This window comes from Pseudomonas sp. X4, from assembly GCF_040784925.1.
GTDB lineage: Bacteria > Pseudomonadota > Gammaproteobacteria > Pseudomonadales > Pseudomonadaceae > Aquipseudomonas > Aquipseudomonas putida_Z.
In genome coordinates, this window is sequence record NZ_CP160798.1 from 2,427,014 (window position 1) to 2,453,668 (window position 26,655).

General features: G+C 63.6%; 25 protein-coding genes. 12 read left to right on the forward strand and 13 right to left on the reverse strand.

All coding sequences use genetic code 11. The annotated features are described in order from the left end of the window. Window positions 1–38 precede the first annotated feature (38 nt). Window positions 39–446, reverse strand: a complete 408-nt coding sequence (locus tag ABX298_RS10715; protein WP_015268427.1) for an RcnB family protein — start codon at window positions 444–446, stop codon at window positions 39–41. 242 nt (window positions 447–688) lie between these two features. Further along, window positions 689–1,981, reverse strand: a complete 1,293-nt coding sequence (locus tag ABX298_RS10720) for a sigma-54-dependent Fis family transcriptional regulator (protein ID WP_075046827.1) — start codon at window positions 1,979–1,981, stop codon at window positions 689–691. A gap of 222 nt (window positions 1,982–2,203) precedes the next feature. Here ABX298_RS10720 and ABX298_RS10725 point away from each other — a divergent pair, with 222 nt between their 5' ends. From ABX298_RS10725 to ABX298_RS10735, 3 genes are read left to right on the forward strand one after another with little or no spacing between them, the layout of a single operon-like run. Next, entirely contained in the window at window positions 2,204–3,088 is an 885-nt protein-coding gene (locus tag ABX298_RS10725) for an MBL fold metallo-hydrolase (RefSeq protein ID WP_075046828.1), read from the forward strand. A gap of 39 nt (window positions 3,089–3,127) precedes the next feature. Further along, on the forward strand, window positions 3,128–4,399 hold the full coding sequence (locus ABX298_RS10730; protein WP_367394377.1) for an FAD/NAD(P)-binding oxidoreductase: 1,272 nt from the start codon (window positions 3,128–3,130) through the stop codon (window positions 4,397–4,399). Further along, window positions 4,396–5,214, forward strand: a complete 819-nt coding sequence (locus ABX298_RS10735) for a sulfite exporter TauE/SafE family protein (RefSeq protein WP_013970254.1) — start codon at window positions 4,396–4,398, stop codon at window positions 5,212–5,214. The genes ABX298_RS10730 and ABX298_RS10735 overlap by 4 nt, the downstream gene beginning before the upstream one ends. Here ABX298_RS10735 and ABX298_RS10740 read toward each other — a convergent pair. Beyond that, complete coding sequence (locus ABX298_RS10740) at window positions 5,203–6,090, reverse strand: LysR family transcriptional regulator (protein WP_013970255.1); 888 nt, start codon at window positions 6,088–6,090, stop codon at window positions 5,203–5,205. The genes ABX298_RS10735 and ABX298_RS10740 overlap by 12 nt on opposite strands. Before the next feature lie 221 nt (window positions 6,091–6,311). Here ABX298_RS10740 and ABX298_RS10745 point away from each other — a divergent pair, with 221 nt between their 5' ends. Both ABX298_RS10745 and ABX298_RS10750 read left to right on the forward strand, forming a co-directional pair. Further along, complete coding sequence (locus tag ABX298_RS10745; protein ID WP_367394378.1) at window positions 6,312–7,958, forward strand: GMC family oxidoreductase; 1,647 nt, start codon at window positions 6,312–6,314, stop codon at window positions 7,956–7,958. 98 nt (window positions 7,959–8,056) lie between these two features. Beyond that, complete coding sequence (locus ABX298_RS10750; protein ID WP_075046831.1) at window positions 8,057–9,676, forward strand: MFS transporter; 1,620 nt, start codon at window positions 8,057–8,059, stop codon at window positions 9,674–9,676. 362 nt (window positions 9,677–10,038) lie between these two features. Here ABX298_RS10750 and ABX298_RS10755 read toward each other — a convergent pair whose 3' ends face one another. From ABX298_RS10755 to glyQ, 4 genes are read right to left on the reverse strand one after another with little or no spacing between them, the layout of a single operon-like run. Further along, window positions 10,039–10,824: a 1-acyl-sn-glycerol-3-phosphate acyltransferase gene (locus tag ABX298_RS10755; RefSeq protein ID WP_075046832.1), complete on the reverse strand. Its 786-nt coding sequence runs from the start codon at window positions 10,822–10,824 to the stop codon at window positions 10,039–10,041. Window positions 10,825–10,870: 46 nt separating this feature from the next. Then, on the reverse strand, window positions 10,871–11,398 hold the full coding sequence (gmhB, locus tag ABX298_RS10760) for a D-glycero-beta-D-manno-heptose 1,7-bisphosphate 7-phosphatase (protein WP_075046833.1): 528 nt from the start codon (window positions 11,396–11,398) through the stop codon (window positions 10,871–10,873). 3 nt (window positions 11,399–11,401) lie between these two features. Beyond that, window positions 11,402–13,453 carry a glycine--tRNA ligase subunit beta gene (gene glyS / locus ABX298_RS10765; protein ID WP_085588885.1) on the reverse strand — a complete coding sequence of 684 codons (2,052 nt, stop codon included), beginning with the start codon at window positions 13,451–13,453 and terminating at the stop codon, window positions 11,402–11,404. Then, a complete protein-coding gene (gene glyQ / locus ABX298_RS10770) occupies window positions 13,450–14,397 on the reverse strand; it encodes a glycine--tRNA ligase subunit alpha (RefSeq protein WP_025337182.1) in 948 nt (315 codons plus the stop codon). Before glyQ ends, glyS begins: the two co-directional genes overlap by 4 nt. A gap of 83 nt (window positions 14,398–14,480) precedes the next feature. On the opposite strand from glyQ, the gene ABX298_RS10775 reads away from it, so the two are divergent. Beyond that, complete coding sequence (locus ABX298_RS10775) at window positions 14,481–15,032, forward strand: DNA-3-methyladenine glycosylase I (protein ID WP_003260004.1); 552 nt, start codon at window positions 14,481–14,483, stop codon at window positions 15,030–15,032. A gap of 41 nt (window positions 15,033–15,073) precedes the next feature. Further along, the gene (locus ABX298_RS10780) at window positions 15,074–15,961 is read left to right on the forward strand and encodes a lysophospholipid acyltransferase (protein ID WP_003260003.1); all 888 of its coding nucleotides are present in this window, start codon (window positions 15,074–15,076) and stop codon (window positions 15,959–15,961) included. Window positions 15,962–16,135: 174 nt separating this feature from the next. Here ABX298_RS10780 and ABX298_RS10785 read toward each other — a convergent pair whose 3' ends face one another. Genes ABX298_RS10785 through def form a run of 5 tightly spaced genes read right to left on the reverse strand, consistent with a single transcriptional unit; the run spans window position 16,136 to window position 20,659 of the window. Further along, entirely contained in the window at window positions 16,136–16,444 is a 309-nt protein-coding gene (locus ABX298_RS10785) for a tetratricopeptide repeat protein (RefSeq protein ID WP_075046834.1), read from the reverse strand. Window positions 16,445–16,455: 11 nt separating this feature from the next. After that, window positions 16,456–17,829 carry a Trk system potassium transporter TrkA gene (trkA, locus tag ABX298_RS10790; RefSeq protein WP_013970264.1) on the reverse strand — a complete coding sequence of 458 codons (1,374 nt, stop codon included), beginning with the start codon at window positions 17,827–17,829 and terminating at the stop codon, window positions 16,456–16,458. 23 nt (window positions 17,830–17,852) lie between these two features. Next, window positions 17,853–19,163: a 16S rRNA (cytosine(967)-C(5))-methyltransferase RsmB gene (gene rsmB, locus ABX298_RS10795; RefSeq protein WP_013970265.1), complete on the reverse strand. Its 1,311-nt coding sequence runs from the start codon at window positions 19,161–19,163 to the stop codon at window positions 17,853–17,855. Continuing rightward, window positions 19,160–20,092: a methionyl-tRNA formyltransferase gene (fmt, locus tag ABX298_RS10800; protein WP_075046835.1), complete on the reverse strand. Its 933-nt coding sequence runs from the start codon at window positions 20,090–20,092 to the stop codon at window positions 19,160–19,162. Before fmt ends, rsmB begins: the two co-directional genes overlap by 4 nt. A gap of 60 nt (window positions 20,093–20,152) precedes the next feature. Then, window positions 20,153–20,659 (reverse strand): peptide deformylase, encoded by a 507-nt coding sequence (gene def / locus ABX298_RS10805; RefSeq protein WP_003260000.1) that lies wholly within the window; start codon window positions 20,657–20,659, stop codon window positions 20,153–20,155. A 207-nt stretch (window positions 20,660–20,866) separates the two neighbouring features. Between def and dprA the strand changes: the two genes are divergently transcribed. The 3 genes from dprA to ABX298_RS10820 all read left to right on the forward strand — a co-directional run bounded on the left by dprA (window position 20,867) and on the right by ABX298_RS10820 (window position 23,319). After that, window positions 20,867–21,964, forward strand: coding sequence for a DNA-processing protein DprA (dprA, locus tag ABX298_RS10810; protein ID WP_075046836.1), 1,098 nt, complete (start codon window positions 20,867–20,869; stop codon window positions 21,962–21,964). Between the two features lie 42 nt (window positions 21,965–22,006). After that, window positions 22,007–22,564 (forward strand): L-threonylcarbamoyladenylate synthase, encoded by a 558-nt coding sequence (locus tag ABX298_RS10815; RefSeq protein ID WP_025337188.1) that lies wholly within the window; start codon window positions 22,007–22,009, stop codon window positions 22,562–22,564. 443 nt (window positions 22,565–23,007) lie between these two features. Next, window positions 23,008–23,319: a hypothetical protein gene (locus ABX298_RS10820; RefSeq protein WP_013970269.1), complete on the forward strand. Its 312-nt coding sequence runs from the start codon at window positions 23,008–23,010 to the stop codon at window positions 23,317–23,319. A 397-nt stretch (window positions 23,320–23,716) separates the two neighbouring features. On the opposite strand, the gene ABX298_RS10825 is transcribed toward ABX298_RS10820, so the two are convergent. Further along, the gene (locus tag ABX298_RS10825; RefSeq protein WP_075046837.1) at window positions 23,717–24,694 is read right to left on the reverse strand and encodes an NADPH:quinone reductase; all 978 of its coding nucleotides are present in this window, start codon (window positions 24,692–24,694) and stop codon (window positions 23,717–23,719) included. 134 nt (window positions 24,695–24,828) lie between these two features. Here ABX298_RS10825 and hemF point away from each other — a divergent pair, with 134 nt between their 5' ends. Both hemF and aroE read left to right on the forward strand, forming a co-directional pair. Next, the gene (gene hemF, locus ABX298_RS10830; RefSeq protein ID WP_019098072.1) at window positions 24,829–25,740 is read left to right on the forward strand and encodes an oxygen-dependent coproporphyrinogen oxidase; all 912 of its coding nucleotides are present in this window, start codon (window positions 24,829–24,831) and stop codon (window positions 25,738–25,740) included. Between the two features lie 25 nt (window positions 25,741–25,765). After that, window positions 25,766–26,590 carry a shikimate dehydrogenase gene (gene aroE / locus ABX298_RS10835; RefSeq protein WP_085616047.1) on the forward strand — a complete coding sequence of 275 codons (825 nt, stop codon included), beginning with the start codon at window positions 25,766–25,768 and terminating at the stop codon, window positions 26,588–26,590. The last annotated feature ends 65 nt before the right edge of the window (window positions 26,591–26,655 follow it).

Genomic DNA, 26,655 nt, shown 5'->3' on the forward strand with positions numbered 1-26,655 from the left:
AAAGCCCGCGGAAGCGGGCTTTTTAGTGCCTGCAGAAATCAGTAACCGCTGAGGACGTTGACGATCACACCGCTGGCAATAGCCACCAGCACATAGTCCCCGTTCACATACAACCAACGGTGATCACGCGGTGGCGCATACAGGTGGCGTGCTTTCCAGTCGGTCACCCAGTACCGGTCGCCACGGTAGTGCGGGTCAACCACATGGCCACGTTGCCACTGTTGATGCGGAACCGGCATGCCCTGTTGTGGGCGGAAGTTCGGGTCGCGGTAGGCAGGACCGCGACCATTATCATGTCGGCCTTGGTACTGTGGCTGCCCATGCGGTGGGTTGCCCTGGTGCGATGGGCCGCCATCATGCCGGTCAGGTGGGCCTGGCTGCGCGAAACTGGCCAAGGGGGCGCTTAGCATGAGCGCGGCGCAGATCACGGTCAGGGTTTTCTTCATTTTGCGGTCCTCTGCATGTTGACGCCTGGCGGGGGCTGACTGGCTGCCAGGTTCGGTTAACTGATCAGACCACAATCATTCCCGCTTAATGTCAGGACAGAGGTAAAGGTCCGGTAAAGGTCTGAGGAGGCGCGGTGGATGGCCACCGGCTTCGCCGGTGTTCGCGGGTGAACCCGCTCCCACAGGATATGTGTTGCCCTCGGGGATACGCGGGCCCTTGCAGACCGCGTTAACCGAACGCGTCAATTCAGGCCAAGCTCCTTCAACCGGCGATATAGGGTGCGCTCGCTCAGGCCAAGGTGACGGGCCAGTTCACTGCGAGAGCCCTTGAACTGTTCCAGTGCCTGCGCCAGCTCACCCAGGTGATTGCGCCGGCCACCTGTCTTGATCGCCCCCGTCGGGCCGATATCCTCCGGCAAATGCTCGGGCCGGATCAGCCCGTCATCGGCAAACAAGCGCGCCCTTTCCAGAATGTTGCGCAGCTCGCGAATGTTGCCCGGGAATGGATGCAGCCCAAGCTGCTGCAAGGCATCGTCGCTCAGCCTGGGCGTCGGCTTGCCTGCCATGCGTTGCAGCAGGCTCTGGGCGAGCAAGGGCAGGTCTTCTACCCGTTCGCGCAACGCCGGCAGACGGATCGGGAAGCCGCTGATGCGGTAGTACAGGTCTTCGCGGAAGGTGCCGTCCGCGACCATTTGCCTGAGCGGTTTATGGGTTGCCGACACCAGGCGGAAATCCGAATGCACCGTGCGCAGGCTACCCACCGGGCGGAAGCTGCCGGACTCGATCAGGCGCAGCAGCTTCACCTGCATCGCCAGCGGTACCTCGCCAATTTCATCGAGGAACAGGGTGCCGCCATGCGCCGCTTCAGCCAGGCCGATCTTGCGCTGGTTGGCGCCGGTGAACGCGCCCTTCTCGTAGCCGAACAATTCGCTCTCGAACAACGACTCGGTCAGGCCGGTACAGTCGACCACCACCAATGGGCCGTTGGCCCTGGGGCTGCCCATGTGCACCGCACGGGCGAACAGTTCCTTGCCGGTACCCGACTCACCCTGCAGCAATACCGGGATCTGCGCCGGCGCCGCACGTTGCAGGCTGGCCAGGGCCGCCTTGAACGCTGGCGCCCGGCCGACCAGGCCTTGTTCCTGAGGCTGCGCCGACGCGAGGGTGATGCTGGTCAGGCGTTCGACAAAGGCCACCACCCTGCCCTGTTCATCCAGGATCGGCCGCAGCTCGACATCCACATGCTCGGGGCCGCGTGGCGTGTGATGAATGTGCAACACCCGCTCTGGAACCTTGCTTTGCCACGCCTTGCGCATCGGGCAATGCTCGCCGGCCTGGTCGCAAGGCACGGCGTATTGGTGCGAGACCTTGTGGCATTTCTCGCCCAGTGGCGCCTGCTCATGGCGACCGAACTGGCGGCGATAGGCAGCGTTGGCCGCCAGGATGTTGTAGTCGGTATCCAGCACGATGGTTGGCAGGGCATCGTGCTCAAGATAGGAAACCAAAGCTAGGATGAGGGGATGGGCTTCAGGCATGACGGCACCGATTGGATGACCGGCGCAGGGTAACAAGGACTGCCAAACACTGCCATTGGCTGACAGTCGACTGCCACCTGCGCTGCCACTGTCGTCGGCAATTGTCAGCAAGGGGCCGGTTTCATTGGCCCAAGCGCAGGAAAATGCCTGGCATGCATCTTGATAAACCTCCTGGCACTGCCTACGCCTGTACAAGGCTGGGCGGATAAATTGGAGAACGCGATGATCATCGGCAACAACCTGCACGTGGACGCCTTTTACGACAAGGCGACCTCGACCATCAGCTACCTGGTCATGGACCGTGAAACCCGCCAATGCGCATTGATCGACAGTGTGCTGGATTACGACCCAAAGTCCGGGTGCACCTGCACTGCGTCGGCGGACCGCCTGATCCAGCGCGTGACCGAGCTTGAAGCCAGCGTGCAGTGGGTGCTGGAAACCCATGTGCATGCCGACCACCTTTCGGCAGCGGCCTATTTGAAGGAAAAGCTCGGCGGCCATACCGCCATCGGCGCACACATCACCCAGGTACAGAAAGTGTTCGGTGCTCTGTTCAACGCCGAGCCTGGCTTCGCCCGCGATGGCAGCCAGTTCGATGTGTTGTTCGAGGACGAGGAAGGTTTCCGCATTGGCAACCTGCATGCCCGCGCGTTGCACACCCCGGGGCACACACCTGCGTGCATGAGCTTCATGATCGAGGACGCCGGCGAGACTGCGGTGTTCGTCGGCGACACCCTGTTCATGCCCGACTACGGTACCGCCCGTTGCGACTTCCCTGGGGCCGATGCCCGTACCCTGTACCGCTCGATCCGTCGCCTGCTGGCCTTCCCCGACCAGACCCGGCTGTTCATGTGCCACGACTACCTGCCAGGTGGCCGTGACATGCAGTACGTCACCACCGTGGCCGAGCAGCGCGCCAACAATATTCATATCCACCAGGGCATCGATGAGGACAGCTTCGTCGCCATGCGTGAAGCCCGCGACAAGACCCTCGACATGCCCGTGCTGATCCTGCCTTCGGTGCAGGTGAACATGCGCAGCGGCCAGTTCCCCGCGCCGGAAGATAACGGTGTGAGCTACCTGAAGATTCCGCTGAACAAGCTGTGACCGCCCTGCCCCATAACCAGATTTACAGGATTTACCGCCATGCCTGCCTTGTTGTCCCCTGCCAGTACCGACCACCACAAAGTGGTCATCGTCGGTGCCGGCGCCGCCGGAATCGCCACCGCTTCCAGCCTGATCAGCCGTGACCCGTCGCTGGATGTGACCTTGATCGACCCCGCCGAAGTGCATTACTACCAGCCCGGCTGGACCATGGTCGGCGCCGGTGTCTTCAAGGCGCCAAGCACTGCCCGCACCATGGCCTCGACCATTCCGCGTGGTGTGCGCTGGATAAAGGCACGTGTGCAGGGGTTCGACCCGCTGGGCCAACTGGTTCTCCTCGAAGGCGGCCGCGCCATCAGTTATGAACAGTTGGTGGTCTGCCCCGGCCTCAAGCTGGATTGGGCGGCCATTGATGGCCTCAGCGAGACCTTGGGCCGCAACGGCGTCACCTCCAACTACCGCTACGACCTGGCGCCCTACACCTGGGAACTGGTGCAGAAGCTCAAGCAAGGCCGAGCCCTGTTTTGCCAGCCGCCCATGCCGATCAAATGCGCAGGCGCGCCGCAGAAGGCGCTGTACCTGTCTTGCGACCACTGGCTGCGGCATGGTCACCTGGGGGCTGTGAAAGCCAGCTTCTTCAATGCCGGCGCAGTGTTGTTCGGAGTGGCGGACTATGTGCCTGCACTTATGAAGTACATCGACAAGTACGCCGTGGACCTCAATTTTTCCCACCGCCTGGTCGCCGTGGACGGCCCGAACAAGCGCGCCACCTTCGTGCGCACCTTGGCCGATGGCAGCAGCGAAACCCGTATCGAGGCCTTCGACATGCTGCACGTGGTACCGCCGCAGGTGGCACCGGACTTCATTCGTAAAAGCCCGTTGGCCGACAGCGCCGGCTGGGTCGATGTCGACCCGCACACCCTGCGCCATCGCCACTTCACCAATGTCCATGCCCTTGGGGATGTGACCAACACCAGCAATGCCAAGACCGCCGCCGCTGCACGCAAGCAGGCTCCGGTCGTGGCCAACAATGTGCTGGTGGCCCTGGGCAGATTGCCTACCCTGGCCCAGTACGATGGTTATGGTTCGTGCCCGCTCACCGTCGAGCGCGGCAAGATCGTCCTGGCCGAGTTCACCTATGGCGGCAAGCTGGCTCCAAGCTTCCCCAACTGGTTGCTGGATGGCCGCAAGCCGACCCGTCTGGCCTGGTTGCTTAAGGCGCAGGTGCTGCCACCCTTGTACTGGAAAGGCATGCTCAAGGGCCGCGAGTGGCTGGCACGGCCACAGCCGTTGGTAGCCGAGGGCCGGCGGTGATCGAACATCAAATACTGGGAGCGGGCCTGGGCGCGATCATCGGTGCCGTGCTGGCGTTGACCGGTGCCGGCGGTGGCATTCTCGCAGTGCCTTTGCTGGTGTTCGGCCTGGGGCTGTCGATGGTCGAGGCGGCACCGGTCGGCCTGCTGGCCGTAGGCATGGCGGCAGCGGTGGGTGCTGTGCTGGGCTTGCGGCAGGGCCTGGTGCGCTACCGCGCGGCGCTGTTCATCGCATTGATCGGTGTGGCAGCGGCGCCGTTCGGGCTGATGCTGGCGCACCGCCTGCCGAACACGCCACTGCAGTTGGTGTTCGCCGGGGTGTTGGTGTATGCCTGCCTGCGCATCTGGCGCAAGGCGGCCAAGGAGCTGCGCGGCGAAGCCAATGATGCCCATCGCTACATCGAACCCTGCGTGCTGAACCCGCTGCAGGGCCGTTTGCGCTGGACCCTGCCCTGCGCGCGCGCCTTGGCCTTCACCGGCGCATTGTCCGGGCTGCTGTCCGGCCTGCTGGGCGTGGGCGGTGGCTTTGTCATCATCCCGGCCCTTAACCGCTACACCAACCTGCGCATGGCCAGCATCGTCTCCACTTCGCTGGCGGTGATCGCGCTGGTGTCCACCGGAAGTGTGGTCAGCGCCAGCCTCGCAGGGGTCATGCACTGGCAGGTTGGCGCCCCGTTCGCCGTTGGCGCGGTGCTCGGCCTGCTGCTGGCGCGGCCATTGGCGGCCAGGCTGGCCGGGCCGCGCTTGCAGCAGATGTTTGCCGTGGCCGGTTGGGCTGCGGCCCTGCTGCTGGCCGGCAAGGCGCTACTGGGCTAGCAGCTCGCTCTGTTCTGCCGCGCACAGCGCCAGCAGGTAGTCCCACACTACCCGCAGGCGCACCGACTTGTGCAGTTCGCGGCGGGTGCAGATCCAGTAGCTGCGCTGGATGGTTTCGCCAGGCAGCACGCGCACCAGCGTCGGGTCGTGGCGGGCCATGTAGTTGGGCAGTACGGCGATGCCCAGCCCGGCGCGGGCGGCGGTTTGCTGGGCGATCACGCTGGTGCTGCGAAACACCACGTTGGGGGCTCGGCAGAAGCTGTTGAGAAACAGCAGTTCCTGGCTGAACAGCAAGTCGTCGACGTAGCCGATCCAGCTATGCCGGGCCAGGTCCTCGCGGTTGCGCAGCGGGGGCGCGCGATCCAGGTAGTCCTGGCTGGCGTACAGGGCCAGGCGATAGTCGGTGAGCTTGCGGGTGATCAGCAGGTCGGCGTTGGGCCGTTCCAGGTGGATGCTGATCTCCGCCTCGCGGTTGAGGATGCTGACGAAGCGCGGTACCGCCACCAACTCCACTTCCAGGCCGGGGTAGCGGTCGAACAGCGCATTCATGCGCGGGGTGAAGAACATGATGCCGATGCCTTCGGTCACCCCCAGGCGAATCTTGCCCAGCGGCGTGATGGCCTGGGTGATTTCTTCCTGCGCCAGCAGGGCGACGTTTTCCATGGCTTCGGCGTGCTTGAGCAGGGCCTGGCCCGAGGGGGTCAGTTCATAGCCCTGGGCATGCTGAACGAACAGCGCAGTACCCAGGCTTTGCTCGATGCTCTCGATGTGCCGGGCCACGGTGCTGTGGGTGGTGTTGAGGCGCTTGGCGGCGGTAAGCAGGCGGCCGCTGCGCTGCAACTCGAGGAAAAACCGCAGATCGTTCCAGTCGAACATGCTGATCCTTTTTGGCAGTTCGTTCCGGTCTCTTCGCGGGCACGCCCGCTCCCACAGGGATCGCGTTACCTTGAGGGAGCGGGCGTGCCCGCGAAGAGGCCAGTACAGACTTACCACTGTGCTAAAACGCACAGCGGCTGCGCGAAATCTCGTGTTTCCTCCACGAAATTACTCACTAAGATGGATCGGGACAAGAATAATAATCAGGCCCGAGGTTGCACATGCCATCAGCCGATTCTGTCTTCGACTACGTGGTCGTAGGGGCCGGTCCCGCCGGTTGCCTGTTGGCCAATCGTTTGTCCGCCGACCCTTCCTGCCGAGTGCTGCTGCTGGAAGCGGGTGGGCGCGACAACTATCCCTGGATCCATATCCCCGTCGGTTATCTCTATTGCATCGGCAACCCGCGCACCGATTGGTGCTTCAAGACCGAGGCGCAGCCCGGCCTGGGCGGTCGTGCGCTGGGTTATCCACGCGGCAAGGTGCTGGGTGGCTGCTCCTCGATCAATGGCATGATCTACATGCGCGGCCAGGCCGCCGACTACGACCGTTGGGCCGAGCAAGGCAACGACGGCTGGGCCTGGAAGGACGTACTGCCGCTGTTCAAGGCCAGCGAAAGCCATTTTGCCGGCGCCAACGAGCACCACGGTGGTGATGGCGAATGGCGGGTCGAGCGCCAGCGCTATAGCTGGCCGATCCTCGATGCCTTCCGTGATGCCGCCGAGCAAAGCGGCATCGGCAAGGTCGATGACTTCAATACCGGCGACAACCAGGGCTGTGGATATTTCCAGGTCAACCAGCGCAGCGGTGTGCGCTGGAACGCTTCCAAGGCTTTCCTGCGACCGATCAAGGACCGCCCCAACCTCACCGTGCTGACCGGCGTTCAGGTTGACCAGGTGCTGCTCAACAACACCCGTGCACGGGCGGTGAAGGCGTTCTGGCAGGATGCCTGGCACGAGTTTGCGGCACGTCGCGAGATCATCCTCTGTGCGGGCGCTGTAGGCTCTCCCGGTATCCTGCAGCGCTCCGGCATCGGCCCGCGGCAGTTACTGGAAAGCCTGGGCATTGGCGTGCGTCACGACATGCCCGGTGTTGGCGGCAACCTGCAGGATCACCTGCAACTGCGCCTGATCTACCAGATCCGCAATACCCGTACATTGAACCAGATGGCCAACAGCCTGTGGGGCAAGATGGGCATGGGCCTGCGCTACCTCTATGACCGCAGTGGCCCGCTGGCCATGGCGCCGAGCCAACTGGGCGCGTTCGTGCGTTCGAGCCCGGAGCAGGCCACCGCCAACCTGCAGTACCACGTGCAGCCGTTGTCACTTGAGCGCTTCGGCGAGCCACTGCACAGGTTCCCGGCCTTTACCGCCTCGGTGTGCAACCTGCGCCCGGCCAGCCGCGGGCGTATCGATATCCGCAGCAGCGACATGAACAGCACACCGCTGATCGACCCCAACTACCTCAGCGACCCCCAGGACCTGCGCGTCGCCGCCGACTCCATTCGCCTTACCCGGCGGATCGTCCAGGCCCCAGCCCTTGCTGCGTTCGACCCAAAGGAATACCTGCCGGGCTTAGCCCTGCAAACCGAAGAAGAGCTGTTCGAAGCCGCCGGCAAGATCGGCACCACCATCTTCCACCCGGTAGGCACCTGCCGCATGGGCAATGGCGAACTGGACGTTGTGGATAACCAGTTGCGCGTACACGGCATCCCTGGCCTGCGCGTGGCGGACGCCTCGATCATGCCGCAGATCACCTCCGGCAATACTTGTTCACCCACCCTGATGATCGCCGAGAAGGCGGCGCAACTGATCCTCAAAGGAGCTGCCACCCAGACCTATCTGAACGAAGACGCGATACCGACGCCCTGACCCCGGGTGCGTGCAGTACCGGCAGCTGGCGGTCAGAAGCTGCCGACAGTGGAACAACAAGAATAATCACTGTGGCCTGCGGGCCGAGGACAGCAACGATGTCGGATTACATCCAAGAGCAGGGTGCGGCGGCCAGCAGCTCCAGCCGTCGTGAAGAACGCAAGATCATTTTCGCGTCATCCCTCGGGACAGTTTTCGAGTGGTATGACTTTTTTCTCTATGGTGCGCTGGCAGCGGTCATCAGCAAGCAGTTCTTCGCTGGCGTGAACGACACCACCGCCTTCATCTTCGCCCTCATGGCCTTTGCCGCCGGCTTCCTGGTGCGGCCATTCGGCGCGCTTGTGTTCGGCCGGCTGGGCGACATGATCGGGCGCAAGTACACCTTCCTGGTCACCATCGTGCTGATGGGCCTGTCCACCTTCGCGGTGGGGTTGTTGCCCACCTACGCCAGCATCGGCATCGCGGCACCGATCATCCTGGTGGTCCTGCGCATGCTGCAGGGGCTGGCGCTGGGTGGTGAATACGGCGGCGCGGCCACCTATGTGGCCGAGCATGCACCGCCCGGCAAGCGCGGTTTCCACACGGGTTTCATCCAGTCCACCGCCACCCTTGGCCTGTTGTTGTCGCTGGTGGTGGTGCTGGGCAGCCGCTATATCAGTGGCGACCAGTTCGAAACCTGGGGTTGGCGCCTGCCGTTCCTGCTGTCGATCGTGCTGCTGGCGATTTCCACCTGGATCCGCATGAGCATGCACGAGTCGCCGGCCTTCGTGAAAATGAAGGCCCAGGGCAAGGTCAGCAAGTCGCCGATCCGTGAGTCGTTCACCTCCTGGCCGAACCTTAAAGTGGTGCTCACCGCCCTGTTCAGCATCAACGCCGGGCAGGCCGTGACCTTCTACACGGCGCAGTTCTACGTGCTGTTCTTCATGACCCAGATGCTGAAGATGGACCCGGCCCAGGCCAACACCCTGCTGATCATCAGCGTGGTCATTGGTGCGCCGTTCTTCGTGTTGTTCGGCTGGTTGTCCGACCGTATTGGCCGCAAACCGATCCTGATGCTCGGCCTGCTCCTGGCCACGGTGCTGTACTTCCCGCTGTTCAAGGCGCTGAGCCACTACGCCAACCCACAGATCGACGCAGCCAGTCGCCAGGCGCCGATCGTTGTCACTGCCGACCCGCAAGGCTGCACCTTCCAGTTCGACCCGGTGGGCAAGGCGCGTTTCGACAGCCCGTGCGACAAGGTCAAGACCTTCCTGGTCAAGCAAGGCCTACCGTACAGCTCTGTGGATGTGGCCGGCAGCGATGTGGTGGTCAACATCGGTGACAAGACCATCAACGGCTTCGACGAAGCAGCCATGCGTGCGGCGGTGGAACAGGCCGGCTACCCGGCCAAGGCCGACCCTGGGCAGGTCAACCAGGTGATGGTGGTGGTGCTGATCGTGGCGATGATCCTGATCGCGACCATGACCTATGGCCCGCTGGCGGCGGTGATGGTCGAGCTGTTCCCGACCCGCATCCGCTACACCTCCATGTCGCTGCCCTACCACATTGGCAACGGCTGGTTCGGTGGCTTCCTGCCAACGGTGTCGTTCGCGCTGGTGGTGTATACCGGGGATATCTTCTACGGGCTGTGGTACCCGGTGCTGGTGACCGGGGTCAGCCTGGTGGTGGGGATCTTCTGCCTGAAAGAAACCAAGGATGTGGATATCGACAAGATCTGACAGCTCAAGGCCTGCACCAAATGCTCAGGCGCTGAAGCGCTTTTTGTGGGAGCGGCCTTGTGTCGCGATTGGGCTGCGCAGCGGCCCCAGGATTTCAGCTGTGATGCATGAATTGCTGGGGCCGCCTTGCGGCCCTTTCGCGACGCAAGGCCGCTCCCACAGTCTTCTCCCACCGATGGTGCAATCCTGCTTCTGAGCCCATAAAAAAACCGGCTGTAAAAGCCGGTTTTCTTATGCCCCGAAAAAACTTATGCACGATTTTCAGAAAAATGTAATACACAGAAATAAACAGCTAATTCAAACACTTAGCGATCACTTCAGGCTTTTAATCCAAAAACAGTTCACAAGTTATCCACAGATGGTCAGGCCATCTGTTCCTGGGGTTTTTCCTCTGCTGGCGGCAGCGAACCCATGGCCCGCTGGGTCGCTTCGTTCCACGCCGCGGCGCGGTCGTTGAGCTCGGCGATGGCCCGTGGCCCGGTGCCGTTGGCGTACATCGGTTCGCCAATCACCACCTCGATGGTGCCAGCGCGCTTGCCCCAACCGGTCTTCGGCCAGAACTTGCCGGCGTTATGGGCAATCGGCAGCACCGGCAGCCCGGCATTCACTGCCAGCGCGGTACCGCCACGGGAGAACTTGCCCATGGTGCCGAATGGCACGCGGGTGCCTTCCGGGAAGATCAGCACCCAGGTCTTCTGCTTGAGCAACTCGTCACCCTTGCTGGCTACCTGGCGCAGGGCTTCCTTGGGATTATCGCGGTTGATCGCGATCGGCCGCAGCATGGCCATGGCCCAACCGAAGAACGGCACGTACAGCAACTCGCGCTTGAGCACCTGGCTCAGCGGCGAGAAATACTGGGAAAGGAAGAAGGTTTCCCAGGTGCTCTGGTGGTTGGACAGGATCACGCAAGGCTCATCAGGCACGTTCTCGGCGCCAGTGATCTTGTAGTCGATACCCAGGATGGTGCGCACCAGGAACAACGCGCAACGGCACCAGTACACGTTGATGAACTTGTAGCGCTTGGGGAACGACAGGAACGGCGCGACGAAGAAGCTCAGCGAGCACCACAGCAGCGAACTGGTGCCCAGCAGCAGGTAAAAAAGAAAGATTCTGATCGCCTGCAGGATCGACATAGTGACTTGTACCATTGCGGGGCATGCCCGCCTGAGAAAAATGCGCCCGAAGGCGCACTGTTTAAATTAGTTCTCTGGCGATAGCTGCCAGATCGTCGAAAATCAGTGTAGTTTCCGGGACGCCTTTTTCCAGGGTCCGCTCGCCCTTGCCGGTTTTCACCAGCACGGGTTGTGCACCGACGGCCAGGGCGGCCTCCAGGTCACCTTTGCTGTCGCCAACGAACCAGACGCCTTCCAGGCCGACCTGGTAATGCTCGGCGATCGCCCGCAGCATGCCAGGCTTGGGCTTGCGGCAATCGCAGCCTTCGTCCGGCCCGTGCGGGCAATACACGATGTGACCCACCTCGCCACCCTGCTCGGCCACCAGCGCGCGCAGGCGCGCGTGCATGGCCTCGAGGGTTGCCAGCGCATAGTAGCCACGGGCAATGCCGGACTGGTTGGTGGCCACGGCCACCGTCCAGCCCGCCTTGCTCAACTGCGCGATCGCTTCGACCGAGCCAGGGATCGGCACCCACTCTTCCAGCGTCTTGATGTAGGCGTCGGAGTCGTAGTTGATTACTCCGTCACGGTCGAGAATCAGCAGTTTCAAGGCTTACCCCAGCAGCGAAATGTCGGCCACGCCCAGGAACAGGCCGCGCAGGCGGCTGAGCAGGGCATAACGGTTGGCGCGTACCTTGGCATCCTCGGCGTTGACCATCACCGCCTCGAAGAAGGCGTCGACCGGGTCACGCAGGGCCGCCAGGCGGGCCAGCGATTCGCTGTACTGGCGTGCAGCAGCCATCGGTTGCACGGCCTGGTCGGCCTGCTGGATTGCCGAGTACAGGGAGAACTCGTTGGCGTTGTCGAAGTACTTCGGCTCGACATGATCGGCGATGGCGCCTTCGGCCTTGCTCAGCAGGTTCGACACGCGCTTGTTCACCGCGGCCAGGGCCTCGGCTTCCGGCAGCTTGCGGAATGCTTGTACAGCCTGCACGCGCTGGTCGAAGTCCAGGGCAGAACCTGGCTGCAGGGCACGTACCGACAGGTAGGTGGCCACGTCGATGCCTTCGTCTTCGTAACGCGCACGCAGGCGGTCGAAGATGAACTCCAGCACCTGTTCGGCCAGGCCGGCGGCCTTGACCTTGGTGCCGAACTGCTTGACCGCGAACTCGACCGCACCGGTCAGGTCCAGGTCCAGCTGCTTCTCGATCAGGATACGCAGCACGCCCAGGGCGGCACGGCGCAGGGCGTACGGGTCCTTGCTGCCGGTAGGCAGCATGCCGATGCCGAAGATGCCGACCAGGGTATCGAGCTTGTCGGCGATGGCCACGGCAGCACCGGTGAGGGTCTGCGGCAGCTCGGCGCCAGCACCGCGCGGCATGTACTGCTCGTTCAGGGCCAGGGCCACATCTTCCGGCTCACCGTCGTTGAGCGCGTAGTAGTAACCGGCAACACCCTGCATCTCAGGGAATTCGCCGACCATCTCAGTGGCCAGGTCGCACTTCGACAGCAGGCCGGCACGGCCGGCGCGCTGGGCGTCGCCGCCGATCAGCGGGGCGATGAAGGCGGCCAGCCTGGAAACGCGCTCGGCCTTGTCGTACACGGTACCCAGCTGAGCCTGGAACACCACGTTCTTCAGGCGCTCGTTGAAGGTTTCCAGCGGCTGCTTCTTGTCCTGCTTGAAGAAGAACTCGGCGTCGGTCAGGCGTGGGCGCACGACCTTCTCGTTGCCTTGCACGATCTGCTTCGGGTCGCGGCTTTCGACGTTGGCCACGGTGATGAAGCGCGGCAGCAGCTTGCCTTCGCTGTCCAGCAGGCAGAAGTACTTCTGGTTGTCCTGCATGGTGGTGATCAGGGCTTCCTGTGGCACTTCGAGGAAACGCTCCTCGAACGAGCACACCAGCGGCACTGGCCACTCGACCAGGGCGGTCACTTCGTCCAGCAGTGCCGGCGGCACGATGGCGCTGCCTTCCTGCTGCATGGCCAGTTCGGCGGTACGCTTGCTGATCAGCTCGCGGCGCTCGGCGAAGTCGGCCAGCACGTAGGCTTTGCGCAGGTCTTCGACGTAGTTGGCCGGGGTGGTGATGACCACGTTTTCCGGGTGGTGGAAGCGATGGCCACGGGATTCACGGCCGGCCTTCTGCGATAGGATGGTGCAGTCGACCACCTGGTCGCCCAGCAGCATCACCAGCCATTGGGTCGGGCGCACGAACTCTTCACGGCTGGCCGCCCAGCGCATGCGCTTGGGGATCGGCAGGTCGTTGAGCGAATCTTCGACGATGGTCGGCAGCAGGCCAGCGGTGGCCTTGCCCGGGATGTGCTGGGAGAAACGCAGCTTGGCGCCGGTCTGGTCGATTTCCGACAGATCCACACCGCATTTCTTGGCAAAGCCCAAGGCAGCCTGGGTCGGCTCGCCGTCTTTGAAAGCAGCCTGCAGGGGCGGGCCGTCGATATTGATGCTGCGGTCAGGCTGCTGCACGTCCAGCTGGCGGATCAGCACGGCCAGGCGACGCGGCGCGGCGTAAACCTGCTTGCCGGTGTAGTTCAGGCCAGCGGCCTGCAGGCCTTTCTCGATACCAGCCAGGAAGGCTTCGCCGAGGCTGGCGAGGGCCTTCGGTGGCAGCTCTTCGGTGCCCAGTTCTACCAGGAAATCTTGAGCACTCATTGTGCAGCCTCCAGCTTAGCCAACACTTCGTCACGCAGTTCAGGGGTGGCCATCGGGAAGCCCAGGCGTGCGCGGGCTTGCAGATAGCTTTGCGCCACGTCCCGGGCCAGGGTACGTACACGCAGGATGTAGCGCTGGCGCTCGGTTACCGAGATGGCACGGCGGGCGTCCAGCAGGTTGAAGGTGTGCGAGGCCTTCAGCACCATTTCATAGGTCGGCAGCGGCAGGTCCAGCTTGATCAGGCGGTTGGCTTCGCTTTCGTAGAAGTCGAACAGCTCGAACAGCTTCTCGACGTTGGCGTGCTCGAAGTTGTAGGTCGACTGCTCCACCTCGTTCTGGTGGAACACGTCGCCGTAGGTGACCTTGCCGAACGGGCCGTCGGCCCACACCAGGTCGTACACCGAGTCGACGCCCTGGATGTACATGGCCAGGCGCTCCAGGCCGTAGGTGATTTCACCGGTGACCGGGTAGCACTCGATACCGCCTACCTGCTGGAAGTAGGTGAACTGGGTGACTTCCATGCCGTTGAGCCAGATTTCCCAGCCCAGGCCCCAGGCGCCGAGGGTCGGCGATTCCCAGTTGTCTTCGACGAAGCGAATGTCGTGGACCAGCGGGTCCAGGCCGATGGCTTTCAGCGAGCCGAGGTACAGCTCCTGGAAGTTGGCCGGGTTGGGCTTCAGTACCACCTGGAACTGGTAGTAGTGCTGCAGGCGGTTGGGGTTTTCGCCATACCGCCCGTCGGCAGGGCGACGGCTAGGCTGCACATAGGCGGCGTTCCAGGTTTCTGGACCCACGGCGCGCAGGAATGTAGCGGTGTGGAAAGTGCCGGCGCCTACTTCCATATCGTAGGGCTGAAGCACCACACAACCTTGCTCGGCCCAGTAGTTCTGCAGGGCGAGGATCAGGTCTTGGAAGGTACGCACGGCTGGCGTAGGCTGGCTCACGAAATTCACCTGTATCTGGGGATGCGGATGTAAAGAGCGGGAGTATAACCTGATTCGCCTCGCCCTCTACTCATTGGAGCCTTATGCCACGCTGCTTTTGGTGTACCGACGATCCGTTGTACCAGGCCTACCATGACCAGGAATGGGGAACGCCCCAGCGTGACCCGGCGTTGCTGTTCGAGATGCTTTTGCTCGAAGGGTTCCAGGCAGGGCTTTCGTGGATCACCGTTTTGCGCAAACGCGAGCGTTATCGCGAGGTGATGCACGGCTTCGATCCGGTGAAACTCGCCGTCATGAGCGACGAACGCATCGAGGAGCTGATGCAGGATGCCGGCATCATCCGCAACCGCCTCAAGCTCAAGGCTGCCAGGCGCAATGCCCAGGCCTGGCTGGCTGTGGACAACCCTGCCGACTGGCTCTGGTCATTCGTTGGTGGTGCGCCGAAGATCAACCACTTCACGGGCCGCAGCGAGGTGCCAGCGGTTACCGATGAAGCCAAGGCGATGAGCAAAGCCCTGCAGAAAGCCGGCTTCACGTTCGTTGGCCCGACCATCTGCTATGCCTTCATGCAGGCCACCGGCATGGTCATGGACCACACCACCGATTGCGATCGCTACGCCGCCTTGTTGCGCTGAGGGGTTACAATGCGCGCCTTGCTGAAATAAGGAATTCGCCTGTGGAAAAGTTCAAGGGCGCCCTGATGGTCGGGGTGCTGCGTCTGTTTGCCAAGCTGCCCTGGGGCGCTGTGCAGCGCGTCGGCGCCGGTATCGGCTGGCTGATGTGGAAGATCCCCAACGGCTCGCGCAATGTCGTGCGCATCAACCTGGCCAAGTGCTTCCCGGAGATGGACCCGGCCGAGCGCGAGCAGCTTGTTGGCCGCGCGTTGAAGGATATCGGTAAATCCTTCGTCGAAAGTGCCTGTGCCTGGATCTGGCCGCCGCAGCGCTCGCTGGAGCTGGTCAAGGAAGTGCACGGCCTGGAAGTGCTGGAGCAGGCCCTGGCCTCGGGCAAGGGCGTGGTCGGCATCACCAGCCATCTGGGCAACTGGGAAGTGCTGAACCACTTCTACTGCAACCAGTGCAAACCGATCATCTTCTACCGCCCGCCAAAGCTGAAGGCGGTGGATGACCTGCTGCGCGAGCAGCGGGTGCAGATGGGCAACCGCGTGGCGCCTTCGACCAAGGAAGGCATCCTCAGCGTGATCAAGGAAGTGCGCCGTGGTGGCCAGGTAGGTATTCCTGCCGACCCGGAGCCGGCAGAGTCGGCGGGGGTGTTCGTGCCGTTCCTGGGTACCCAGGCGCTGACCAGCAAGTTCGTGCCGAACATGCTGGCCGGGGGCAAGGCGGTGGGGGTCTTCCTGCATGCCCTGCGGCTGCCGGATGGCTCGGGCTTCAAGGTGTTCCTGGAGGCGGCGCCAGAAGAGATGTACAGCACCGATGTGACCGTGTCGGCAGCGGCGATGAGCAAGGTGGTCGAGCGCTATGTGCGCGAGTACCCGAGCCAGTACATGTGGAGCATGAAGCGCTTCAAGAAGCGCCCGGCTGGCGAGCCGCGCTGGTACTGAGATTTTGGGGGCGCTTCGCGCCCCTTTCGCCGGCAAGCCAGCTCCCACATTGACCGCGCCGGCCTGAGGTTATGCTTTAACCTGAGAAAGCCAGGGGCACAGAGTCCAAGAGCCTGCCCAGTTCCTGTGGGAGCTGGCTTGCCGGCGATGGGCTGCGAAGCAGCCCCGGCGATTTCAGACCTTGTTCAGTTTCTTCAGAAACACGGTCATCTCTTTCTCGGCCTGCTTGTCCCCGTGGGCCTGCGCCGCCACGATCCCCTCCTCCCAGGCCTTGCGCGCCGCCGCCAGGTCGCCCTGCAACTGATGCGCCTTGCCCAACAGCTTCCAGGCCGCCGAATACTTCGGATCCTGCTCCACGCACCGAGCCAAGTGCACCGCCGCTTCAGCACCATTGCCTTCATCCAGCCAGGCCTTGCCCAGGCCGAACCTCAACAACGGGTTATCCACACCCTTGGCCAGCATCTTCTCCAGCGATTCACGCATGCCCTGTGCTCCTAGAAGAAACTCAAGCCGACGTGGAACAGCTTCTCCACATCCCGAATATGCTTTTTATCCACAACGAACAGGATCACATGGTCGCCCGATTCGATCATGGTGTCGTCGTGGGCAATCATCACCTCTTCATCACGAATGATCGCGCCGATGGTAGTGCCCGGTGGCAGGGCGATGTCTTCGATCGCCTTGCCGACCACCTTGCTCGACTTCGAATCCCCGTGCGCCACCGCTTCGATAGCCTCTGCCGCGCCACGGCGCAGCGAGTGCACGCTGACGATGTCGCCCCGGCGCACATGCGCCAGCAAGGTGCCGATGGTGGCCAGCTGCGGGCTGATGGCGATGTCGATGTCGCCGCCCTGCACCAGGTCGACATAGGCCGGGTTGTTGATGATGGTCATCACCTTGCGCGCACCCAGGCGCTTGGCCAGCAGCGACGACATGATGTTGGCCTCGTCGTCGTTGGTCAGGGCCAGGAAGATGTCGGCGTCGGCGATGTTCTCCTCCAGCATCAGGTCCTTGTCCGAGGCGCTGCCCTGCAGCACCACGGTGCTTTCCAGGGTGTCGGAGAGGTGTCGGCAACGGGCCGGGCTCATCTCGATGATCTTCACCTGGTAGCGGCTTTCGATGGCCTCGGCCAGGCGTTCGCCGATCTGCCCGCCACCCGCGATAACCACACGCTTGTTGGTTTCGTCGATACGGCGCAGCTCACCCATCACCGCGCGGATGTCCTTCTTCGCGGCGATGAAGAACACTTCGTCGTCTGCTTCGATCACCGTGTCGCCCCGCGGGGTGATCGGGCGGTCGCGGCGGAAGATGGCCGCCACGCGGGTGTCGACGTTGGGCATGTGCGCGCGGATCTGGCGCAGTTGCTGGCCTACCAGCGGGCCACCGTAGTACGCCTTCACTGCCACCAGCTGGGCCTTGCCTTCGGCGAAGTCGATTACCTGCAGCGAGCCCGGGTGCTCGATCAGGCGCTTGATGTAGTTGGTCACTACCTGCTCGGGGCTGATCAGCACGTCGACCGGGATATGGTCGTTGTCGAACAGCTCTTCGCGGGTCAGGTAGGCCGACTCGCGCACCCGGGCGATCTTGGTCGGGGTGTGGAACAGCGAATAGGCCACCTGGCAGGCGACCATGTTGGTCTCGTCACTGTTGGTTACCGCCACCAGCATGTCGGCGTCGTCGGCACCGGCCTGGCGCAGCACCGTAGGCAGCGAGCCGCGGCCTTGCACGGTGCGGATGTCCAGGCGGTCGCCCAGGTCGCGCAGGCGGTCGCCGTCAGTGTCGACCACGGTGATGTCGTTGGCTTCGCTGGCCAGGTGCTCCGCCAGCGTACCGCCTACCTGCCCTGCGCCGAGGATGATGATCTTCATCCGCTACTCCCTACCTTTTGTTCTTATCCGCGCGAGGCGGCGATCTTGATCAGCTTGGCATAGTAGAAACCGTCGTGGCCGCCTTCCTGGGCCAGCAACTGGCGGCCGTGGGGCTGGCGCAGGCCGGCTTCGGTGGCCAGGTCCAGCTCACGGGCGCCCGGGGTGCGGGCGAGGAAGGCATCGATCACTTCGGTGTTCTCGGTCGGCAGGCTGGAGCAGGTGGCGTACAGCAGCATGCCGCCCACTTCCAGGGTCGGCCACAGGGCATCGAGCAGCTCGCCTTGCAGCGTGGCCAGGGCCGGGATGTCGTCGGCCTGACGGGTCAGTTTGATGTCCGGGTGGCGGCGGATCACGCCGGTGGCCGAGCATGGTGCGTCGAGGAGGATGCGCTGGAACGGCTTGCCGTCCCACCAGCTGGCGGTGTCGCGGGCATCGCAGGCGATCAGCTCGGCGTCCAGTTGCAGGCGGTCGAGGTTCTCGCGCACGCGGGTCAGGCGCTTGGCTTCGAGGTCGATGGCCACAACGTGGGCCAGACCGGCTTCGGCTTCCAGCAGGTGGCAGGTCTTGCCGCCCGGTGCACAGCAGGCGTCGAGCACGCGCTGGCCGGGGGCCAGTTCCAGCAGGTCGGCGGACAGCTGCGCGGCTTCGTCCTGCACGCTCACCCAGCCTTCGGCAAAGCCTGGCAGGCCGCGCACATCGCAGGCTTCGGCCAGCACGATACCGTCACGGCTGTACTGGCAGGCGCTGGCGCCAACACCTGCCTCGGCCAGCAGTGCCAGGTAGGCATCGCGGCTGTGGTGGCGGCGGTTGACCCGCAGGATCATCGGCGGGTGGGCGTTGTTGGCGGCGCAAATGGCCTCCCACTGCTCCGGCCAGAAGGCCTTGAGCGACTTCTGCAGCCAGCGCGGGTGGGCAGTGCGTACCACCGGGTCGCGCTCCATGCCGGCCAGCAATTCTTCGCCTTCGCGTTGCGCGCGGCGCAGCACGGCATTGAGCAGGCCCTTGGCCCACGGCTTCTTCAGCTTGTCGGCACAGCCGACGGTCTCGCCAATGGCCGCGTGGGCCGGGATACGGCTATAGAACAGCTGATACAGGCCGACCAGCAGCAGCGCCTGCACATCGGCATCGGCGGCCTTGAACGGCTTCTGCAGCAGCTGCGCGGCCAGCAGGTCGAGGCGTGGCTGCCAGCGCGCGGTGCCGAACGCCAGGTCCTGGGTCAGGCCGCGGTCGCGTTCATCGACCTTGTCCAGTTGCGCCGGCAGCGAGCTGTTCAGCGAGGCCTTGCCACTGAGCACAGCGGCAAGGGCACGGGCGGCGGCGAGGCGTGGGTTCATTGGCCCAGCACCTTGCCGCTGGCGAATTTCTCGCGACGGCTGTTGAACAGGTCGCTGAAGTTCAGCGGCTTGCCGCCGGGCAGTTGCAGGCGGGTCAGGCTCAGCGCCTGATCACCGCAGGCGACCACCAGGCCGTCCTTGCTGGCGGAGAGGATCTCGCCGGGGGTGCCTGTCGCTGTGGACAAGTTGGCGGCCAGCACTTTCACGCTTTCGCCATCGAGGGTGCTGTGGCAAACCGGCCACGGGTTGAAGGCACGGATCAGGCGTTCCAGCTCGACGGCCGGGCGGCTCCAGTCGATGCGTGCTTCGTCCTTGTTCAGCTTGTGCGCGTAGGTGGCCAGCGCATCGTCCTGCACTTCGCCTTGCAGCGAACCGTCGGCCAGGCCGGCAATGGCCTGGACGACTGCGGGCGGGCCCATCTCGGCCAACCGGTCGTGCAGGCTGCCACCGGTGTCTTCGGTGCTGATCGGGGTGACCACCTTGAGCAGCATGGGGCCGGTGTCCAGGCCCGCTTCCATACGCATCACGGTCACACCGCTCTCGGCGTCGCCGGCTTCCACGGCGCGCTGGATCGGTGCGGCACCGCGCCAGCGTGGCAGCAGGGAGGCATGGCTGTTGATGCAGCCCAGGCGCGGGATATCCAGCACCACCTGCGGCAGGATCAGGCCATAGGCGACCACCACCATCAGGTCCGGCTTCAGCGCGGCCAGTTCGGCCTGGGCTTCGGCGTTGCGCAGGGTCGGCGGCTGGAACACCGGGATGTCATGGGCCACAGCCAGTTGCTTGACCGCGCTCGGCATCAGCTTCTGGCCGCGGCCGGCCGGGCGGTCGGGCTGGGTGTAGACGGCCACGATCTCGTAGGGGCTGTCGAGCAAGGCCTTGAGGTGTTCGGCGGCAAACTCTGGAGTGCCTGCAAAGACGATGCGCATGGAGTTCTCGCTTCAAAAAAGAAAAAGGCTTGCCGGAGCAAGCCTTCTGGAAGGTGGGGATCAGGCTTGCTGGCGGTGCTGCTTTTCCAGCTTTTTCTTGATCCGGTCGCGCTTGAGCTGCGACAGGTAGTCGACGAACAGCTTGCCGTTGAGGTGATCGAATTCGTGCTGCACGCACACCGCCAGCAGGCCTTCGCACTCCAGTTCGTACGGCTTGCCGTCGCGGTCCTGGGCCTTGACCCGCACACGCAGCGGGCGGTCGACGTTCTCGTAGAAACCAGGTACCGACAGGCAGCCTTCCTGGTACTGGCCCATGTCATGGGTCAGCTCTTCGACCGTGGGGTTGATAAAGACGCGCGGCTCGCTGCGGTCTTCACTGAGGTCCATGACCACGACCTGCTGGTGCACGTTGACCTGGGTGGCGGCCAGGCCGATGCCAGGGGCTTCGTACATGGTTTCAAACATGTCGTCGATCAGCTGACGCAGGGCGTCGTCGAACACCGTCACCGGCTTGGCGATGGTGCGCAGGCGCGGGTCCGGGAATTCGAGAATGTTCAAGATGGCCATAAGGTCAGGCAGTCACTGTGCGTTCGGTTGAAAACTGAGCACACATAATAAAGGGAAACGGGGATTTCAGCACCTGGCAAAGCTCGGCTAGGGTTTTCAAGGGCCGCTTATAGCCCATTCGATGGACAGGTTGTCAAAGCGTTATCAACAAAGTTATCCACAGTTTGTGCCACGTCGATGGCCCCAATTCGATCAAGGATGATCCCCATGCAGACCTACCATTCGTCGCCTCTTCCGCCTGCCGAACTGGAGGCGCGATTACGCCTGCACCGGCTGCCGGAAACGGGATTGCGTCGTTTTAACACCTTGCTGGAGGCGTTTGGCAGTGCCTCTTCGGCACTGTGCGCACCGGCCGGCGCGTGGCGCGCATTGGGCATACCACAGGCCACCATCGATGCCCGGCGCAGTGCCGAAGTACGTGAGGGCGCACTGGCCGCAATGGCCTGGTTAGAGCGCCCGGGCCAGCATTTACTGATGTGGGACGGCCCTGGCTACCCGCCACTATTGGCGGAAATCGACGATGCCCCTCCGCTGCTTTTCGTCGCTGGCAACCCGGCCTTGCTCGAGCGCCCACAGCTGGCCATTGTGGGCAGCAGGCGTGCTTCACCCCCGGCGCTCGATACTGCTGCGGCATTTTCCCGCTACCTGGCGCAGGCCGGTTTCACCATTACCAGCGGCTTGGCCGTGGGCATCGATGGTGCCGCTCATCGGGCCGCATTGCAGGCTGGTGGGGGCACGGTTGGCGTGCTCGGTACGGGGTTGCAAAAACTTTATCCACAGCGCCACAAGTCGCTCGCGCAAGCGATGATCGACAACGGTAGCGCGCTGGTTTCCGAGTACCCGTTGGATGCCGGGCCGCTACCTGGCAACTTCCCGCGGCGCAATCGCATCATCAGTGGCCTGTCGCTGGGCGTGCTGGTGGTCGAGGCAAGCCTGGCCAGTGGTTCGCTGATCACCGCACGCCTGGCTGCCGAGCAAGGCCGCGAGGTGTATGCCATACCGGGCTCCATTCACCACCCCGGTGCCAAGGGCTGCCACCAGTTGATCCGTGACGGCGCGCTGCTGGTGGAGAGCGTGGAGCAGATATTGGAAAGCCTGCAGGGCTGGCAGAACCTGCCGCCTGCGGTTGTGGATAAATTCGACCATCCCCTGCTCGCCCTGCTGCATGCTGCGCCACAAACCAGCGAAAGCCTGGCCCACTGCAGCGAGCTGCCGCTGGCCGACGTGCTGGCGCAGCTGACCGAACTGGAGCTGGAAGGCCGGGTCAGCAATGAAGCCGGGCGTTGGTTTGCCCGCGCGGGCTAAGTACACTGCTCACAAGCAAGGTATATAGGCGGAGTAACAGAAATGGTGAGCAGTTTTCGTGTGCAACAAGCCGCACGTGAGATCCGGGCGGGCGCAGTGATCGCCTATCCGACGGAAGCGGTCTGGGGCCTGGGCTGCGACCCGTGGAACGAGGACGCGGTGTATCGCCTGCTGGCGCTGAAGTCGCGGCCTGTGGATAAAGGCCTGATCCTGGTTGCCGACAACATCCGCCAGTTCGACTTCTTGTTCGAGGATTTCCCCGAAGACTGGATCGACCGCATGGGCAGCACCTGGCCGGGGCCGAACACCTGGCTGGTGCCGCACCAGAACCTGTTGCCCGAGTGGGTGACCGGTGAGCATGACACCGTGGCGCTGCGGGTCAGCGACCACCCGTTGGTGCGCGAGCTGTGTGCGTTGGTGGGGCCGTTGATTTCCACTTCGTGCAACCCGGGCGGGCGCCCGGCGGCGAAGACCCGGTTGCGGGTGGAGCAGTACTTCCATGGCCAGCTGGATCTGGTGCTGGGTGGGGCCTTGGGTGGAAGGAAGAACCCGAGTGTGATTCGTGACCTGGTGACTGGCGAAGTCGTTCGTCCAGGCTGATATCGCTGGAGAGGGCTTTGCCCTCGATCGCCGGCAAGCCAGCTCCCACAGGTACTGCACATGACTTGAAATCGGCGCGGTCGGTGCGGGAGCTGGCTTGCCGGCGATTGGGCTGCAAAGCGGCCCCAGAACCCCGCAGATTTTTCTGATTTTGTCTCGAATGGCTGTCCAGCTTGCGGCTTGGGAAATATCCTACGAGCCGCGTCCTCTGCCATCACCTTCTCAGTGGGAACCAGTGTCTCTAGGCTTCATCCGTCGCTGAATACCTTGGCGATCGGGTGTGGTAGCCCGGATGCATTTTTTCCATGGCAGTCTATGGTGACTGTGCGTGGGAGGCTTTCGAGCCTGCCTGGATTGGAAAATGCCCGGGTCTACCACCTCGCGTACAGTCGCCACCCATACACGTGGTAGTGATTGGTGGCGGCAATGAGGAGCATTTTCCAATGATGAAGAAAATAGTCCCCGATCCACCGCTTCCCTGCACCTCTACTCGCCCCTTCGGCCGCTGCGATGCCGGCCACGAACCGCTGTTCACCGTAAACCCGAACATTTCCGCCGAGGACGCTCTGGTCCATGTCGCTCTCTACCTGCGAGGCGCCTACGAGACCGGCTCGAAAGCCCTCGAGTACCTGCGCGAAGAAGGCCGTGGCATGTATTGGTCGAGCCTGCATTCCATTGAATTGGCGGAGGGATTGGTGGAGGCGATTCTCGATGGTATCGAGTCGATACCAACCACCCGTCCTCCACAGGCATAGCCCCATATTCAAGGCCGACGCAGTACCTGTGGGAGCGGGCGCGCCCGCGAACACCGGCGGAGCCGGTGCCATGGACCGCGGTGCCTTCTTCGCGGGTAAACCCGCTCCCACAGGTATAACGCTGTATTCAAGGCTGGTGCAGTACTTGTGGGAGCGGGCGCGCCCGCGAACACCGGCGCAGCCGGTGCCATGCACCGCGGTGCCTGCTTCGCGGGCATGCCCGCTCCCACAGGGATGGCGCCGTATTCAAGGCCGACGCAGTACCTGTGGGAGCGGGTTCACCCGCGAACACCGGCGCAGCCGGTGCCATGGACCGCAGTGCTTGCTTCGCGGGCATGCCCGCTCCCACAGGGATGGCACTGCACTTAAGATCGGTGCAGTACCTGTGGGAGTGAACTCAAGGAAGCAGAATTGTGGAGCCTACAGTCCGCCGAGCCGACAGCTCCGCCTGTGCCTTGGCCGCCTCACTCAGCGGATACCGCTGCTGGATATCCACAACCAGCTTGCCGCTGCCAATCATGGCAAACAGGTCATCGGCCATGGCCTGGGTATTCTCGGCATTGTTGGCATAGGTCGCCAACGTGGGCCGGGTCACATACAGCGAGCCCTTCTGCGCCAGGATACCCAGGTTCACCCCGCTCACTGCCCCCGAGGCATTGCCAAAGCTCACCATCAATCCGCGCGGCTGCAGGCAGTCCAGCGAGGTCAGCCAGGTGTCGGCACCCACACCGTCATACACCACCGGGCATTTCTTGCCGTCGGTCAGCTCCAGCACCCGCTGGGCCACGTCTTCACGGCTGTAATCGATGGTCGCCCACGCCCCCAGCGCCTTGGCCCGCTCGGCCTTTTCGGCAGAACTCACTGTCCCGATCAGCTTGGCGCCCAAGGCCTTGGCCCACTGGCACGCCAACGAACCCACGCCGCCAGCTGCTGCGTGGAACAGAATCACGTCACCCGCCTTCACCTCATAGGTCTGCTTCAGCAGGTACTGCACGGTCAAACCCTTGAGCATCACCGCCGCCGCCTGTTCGAAGCTGATGGTGTCGGGCAGCTTCACCAGATTTGCTTCCGGCAACGTATGCACCTCGCTGTACGCGCCCAACGGGCCGCCAGCATGGGCCACGCGGTCACCCACTTTCAGCCGGGTCACGCCCTCGCCCACGGCCTCGACCACGCCAGCCGCTTCAGTGCCCAGCCCCGAAGGCAGGGATGGCGGTGCATACAGCCCGCTGCGGAAGTAGGTATCGATGAAGTTCAGGCCGATCGCATGGTTACGCACACGCACCTGCTGTGGCCCTGGCGGGGCAGGTTCGAATTCCACAAACTGCAGCACTTCCGGGCCGCCATGCTGGCTGAACTGGATACGCTTGGCCATCTCGCACTCCTGTCGTATGGGTCGGGAAAGGCCTTCTATCGGACGCCTTTGCTTGATCGCCGTCAACTGCGGCGCGCGGGCTGGGGGTGGTATGCTACGCGGCGAATTCTTCCCTGCCCGTTCCTGGTGACCCGATGACTAGCCGCACCGAGGCCGTGAAAGCCTACCTGCTCGACCTGCAAGACCGCATCTGCTCTGCCCTCGAAGCTGAAGACGGCGGCGCCCGCTTCGTCGAGGACGCCTGGGTGCGCGAAGCCGGTGGCGGGGGCCGCACGCGGGTGATCGGCGATGGCAAGGTGATCGAGAAAGGCGGGGTCAACTTTTCCCACGTGTTTGGCGCCGGTCTGCCGCCGTCGGCCAGTGCCCATCGCCCCGAGCTGGCGGGCCGTGGCTTCGAGGCCCTGGGGGTGTCGCTGGTGATCCACCCGCACAACCCGCATGTGCCCACTTCCCACGCCAACGTGCGCTTCTTCATCGCCGAAAAGGAAGGTGAAGAGGCTGTCTGGTGGTTCGGCGGCGGCTTCGACCTGACCCCGTACTACGGCAATGAAGAAGACTGCATTCACTGGCACCGTGTGGCCGAGCAGGCCTGCGCGCCGTTCGGCGCCGACGTGTACCCGCGCTACAAGGCCTGGTGCGACCGCTACTTCCACCTCAAGCACCGTGGCGAGCCACGCGGCATCGGTGGCCTGTTCTTCGATGACCTGAACGAGTGGGACTTCGACACCTGCTTCGCCTTCATCCGCGCCATCGGCGACGCCTACGTCAACGCCTACCTGCCGATCATCCAGCGCCGCAAGGACACCCCCTACACCCCGCAGCAGCGCGAGTTCCAGGAATACCGCCGTGGCCGCTACGTGGAGTTCAACCTGGTCTACGACCGTGGCACCCTGTTCGGCCTGCAGTCCGGTGGCCGCACCGAGTCCATCCTTATGTCGTTGCCGCCGCAGGTGCGCTGGGGCTACGACTGGAAGGCCGCGCCCGGCAGTGAAGAAGCGCGCCTGACCGAGTACTTCCTGCAGGACCGCGACTGGCTCGGCCAGTAAGCCTGTGGATCATCAAGGAGCCGTCATGGACCAGTACGTCGTTTTTGGTAACCCCATCGGCCACAGCAAGTCGCCGCTGATCCATCGCCTGTTCGCCGAACAGACCGGCCAGGACCTGGAATACGCCACCCTGCTGGCGCCGCTGGATGAGTTCAGCGACTGCGCACGCGGCTTCTTCAAGCAAGGCTGCGGTGGCAACGTCACCGTGCCGTTCAAGGAAGAGGCCTTCCGCCTGTGTGACAGCCTGACCCCGCGTGCCCAGCGCGCTGGCGCGGTGAACACGCTGAGCAAGCTGGCCGATGGCAGCCTGCAGGGCGACAACACCGATGGCGCTGGCCTGGTGCGCGACCTGACGGTGAATGCCGGGGTCGAGCTGGCGGGCAAACGCATTCTGATCCTGGGTGCTGGTGGTGCGGTGCGTGGGGTGCTGGAGCCGATCCTGGCGCACAAGCCGCAGTCGCTGGTGATTGCCAACCGTACCGTGGAAAAGGCCGAGCAGCTGGCGCGTGAGTTCGATGAGCTGGGGCCGGTGGTAGCAAGCGGGTTTGCCTGGTTGCAGGAGCCGGTGGATGTGATCATCAATGCCACCTCGGCGAGCCTGGCCGGTGAGTTGCCGCCGATTGCCGACAGCCTGGTCGAGGCGGGGCGCACGGTTTGCTACGACATGATGTATGGCAAGGAGCCTACGCCGTTTTGCCAGTGGGCAGAGAAGCTGGGGGCGGCCAAGGTGCTGGATGGGCTGGGGATGCTGGCTGAGCAGGCGGCTGAGGCTTTCTTTATCTGGCGTGGGGTGCGGCCGGATACGGCGCCAGTGTTGGCTGAGTTGCGCCGGCAGCTGGCTCGGGGCTGAGATTGTTGGGGGCCGCTTTGCGGCCCATCGCAGGCAAGCCAGCTCCCACAGGGATATCACAAGGC

Coding starts and splice junctions, on each gene's coding strand:
- ABX298_RS10715 (WP_015268427.1), bottom strand. CDS start 446: ATGAAGAAAACCCTGACCGTGATCTGCGCCGCGCTCATGCTAAGCGCC.
- ABX298_RS10720 (WP_075046827.1), bottom strand. CDS start 1,981: ATGCCTGAAGCCCATCCCCTCATCCTAGCTTTGGTTTCCTATCTTGAG.
- ABX298_RS10725 (WP_075046828.1), top strand. CDS start 2,204: ATGATCATCGGCAACAACCTGCACGTGGACGCCTTTTACGACAAGGCG.
- ABX298_RS10730 (WP_367394377.1), top strand. CDS start 3,128: ATGCCTGCCTTGTTGTCCCCTGCCAGTACCGACCACCACAAAGTGGTC.
- ABX298_RS10740 (WP_013970255.1), bottom strand. CDS start 6,090: ATGTTCGACTGGAACGATCTGCGGTTTTTCCTCGAGTTGCAGCGCAGC.
- ABX298_RS10745 (WP_367394378.1), top strand. CDS start 6,312: ATGCCATCAGCCGATTCTGTCTTCGACTACGTGGTCGTAGGGGCCGGT.
- ABX298_RS10750 (WP_075046831.1), top strand. CDS start 8,057: ATGTCGGATTACATCCAAGAGCAGGGTGCGGCGGCCAGCAGCTCCAGC.
- ABX298_RS10755 (WP_075046832.1), bottom strand. CDS start 10,824: ATGGTACAAGTCACTATGTCGATCCTGCAGGCGATCAGAATCTTTCTT.
- glyS (WP_085588885.1), bottom strand. CDS start 13,453: ATGAGTGCTCAAGATTTCCTGGTAGAACTGGGCACCGAAGAGCTGCCA.
- ABX298_RS10775 (WP_003260004.1), top strand. CDS start 14,481: ATGCCACGCTGCTTTTGGTGTACCGACGATCCGTTGTACCAGGCCTAC.
- ABX298_RS10785 (WP_075046834.1), bottom strand. CDS start 16,444: ATGCGTGAATCGCTGGAGAAGATGCTGGCCAAGGGTGTGGATAACCCG.
- trkA (WP_013970264.1), bottom strand. CDS start 17,829: ATGAAGATCATCATCCTCGGCGCAGGGCAGGTAGGCGGTACGCTGGCG.
- rsmB (WP_013970265.1), bottom strand. CDS start 19,163: ATGAACCCACGCCTCGCCGCCGCCCGTGCCCTTGCCGCTGTGCTCAGT.
- fmt (WP_075046835.1), bottom strand. CDS start 20,092: ATGCGCATCGTCTTTGCAGGCACTCCAGAGTTTGCCGCCGAACACCTC.
- def (WP_003260000.1), bottom strand. CDS start 20,659: ATGGCCATCTTGAACATTCTCGAATTCCCGGACCCGCGCCTGCGCACC.
- dprA (WP_075046836.1), top strand. CDS start 20,867: ATGCAGACCTACCATTCGTCGCCTCTTCCGCCTGCCGAACTGGAGGCG.
- ABX298_RS10815 (WP_025337188.1), top strand. CDS start 22,007: ATGGTGAGCAGTTTTCGTGTGCAACAAGCCGCACGTGAGATCCGGGCG.
- ABX298_RS10820 (WP_013970269.1), top strand. CDS start 23,008: ATGATGAAGAAAATAGTCCCCGATCCACCGCTTCCCTGCACCTCTACT.
- ABX298_RS10825 (WP_075046837.1), bottom strand. CDS start 24,694: ATGGCCAAGCGTATCCAGTTCAGCCAGCATGGCGGCCCGGAAGTGCTG.
- hemF (WP_019098072.1), top strand. CDS start 24,829: ATGACTAGCCGCACCGAGGCCGTGAAAGCCTACCTGCTCGACCTGCAA.
- aroE (WP_085616047.1), top strand. CDS start 25,766: ATGGACCAGTACGTCGTTTTTGGTAACCCCATCGGCCACAGCAAGTCG.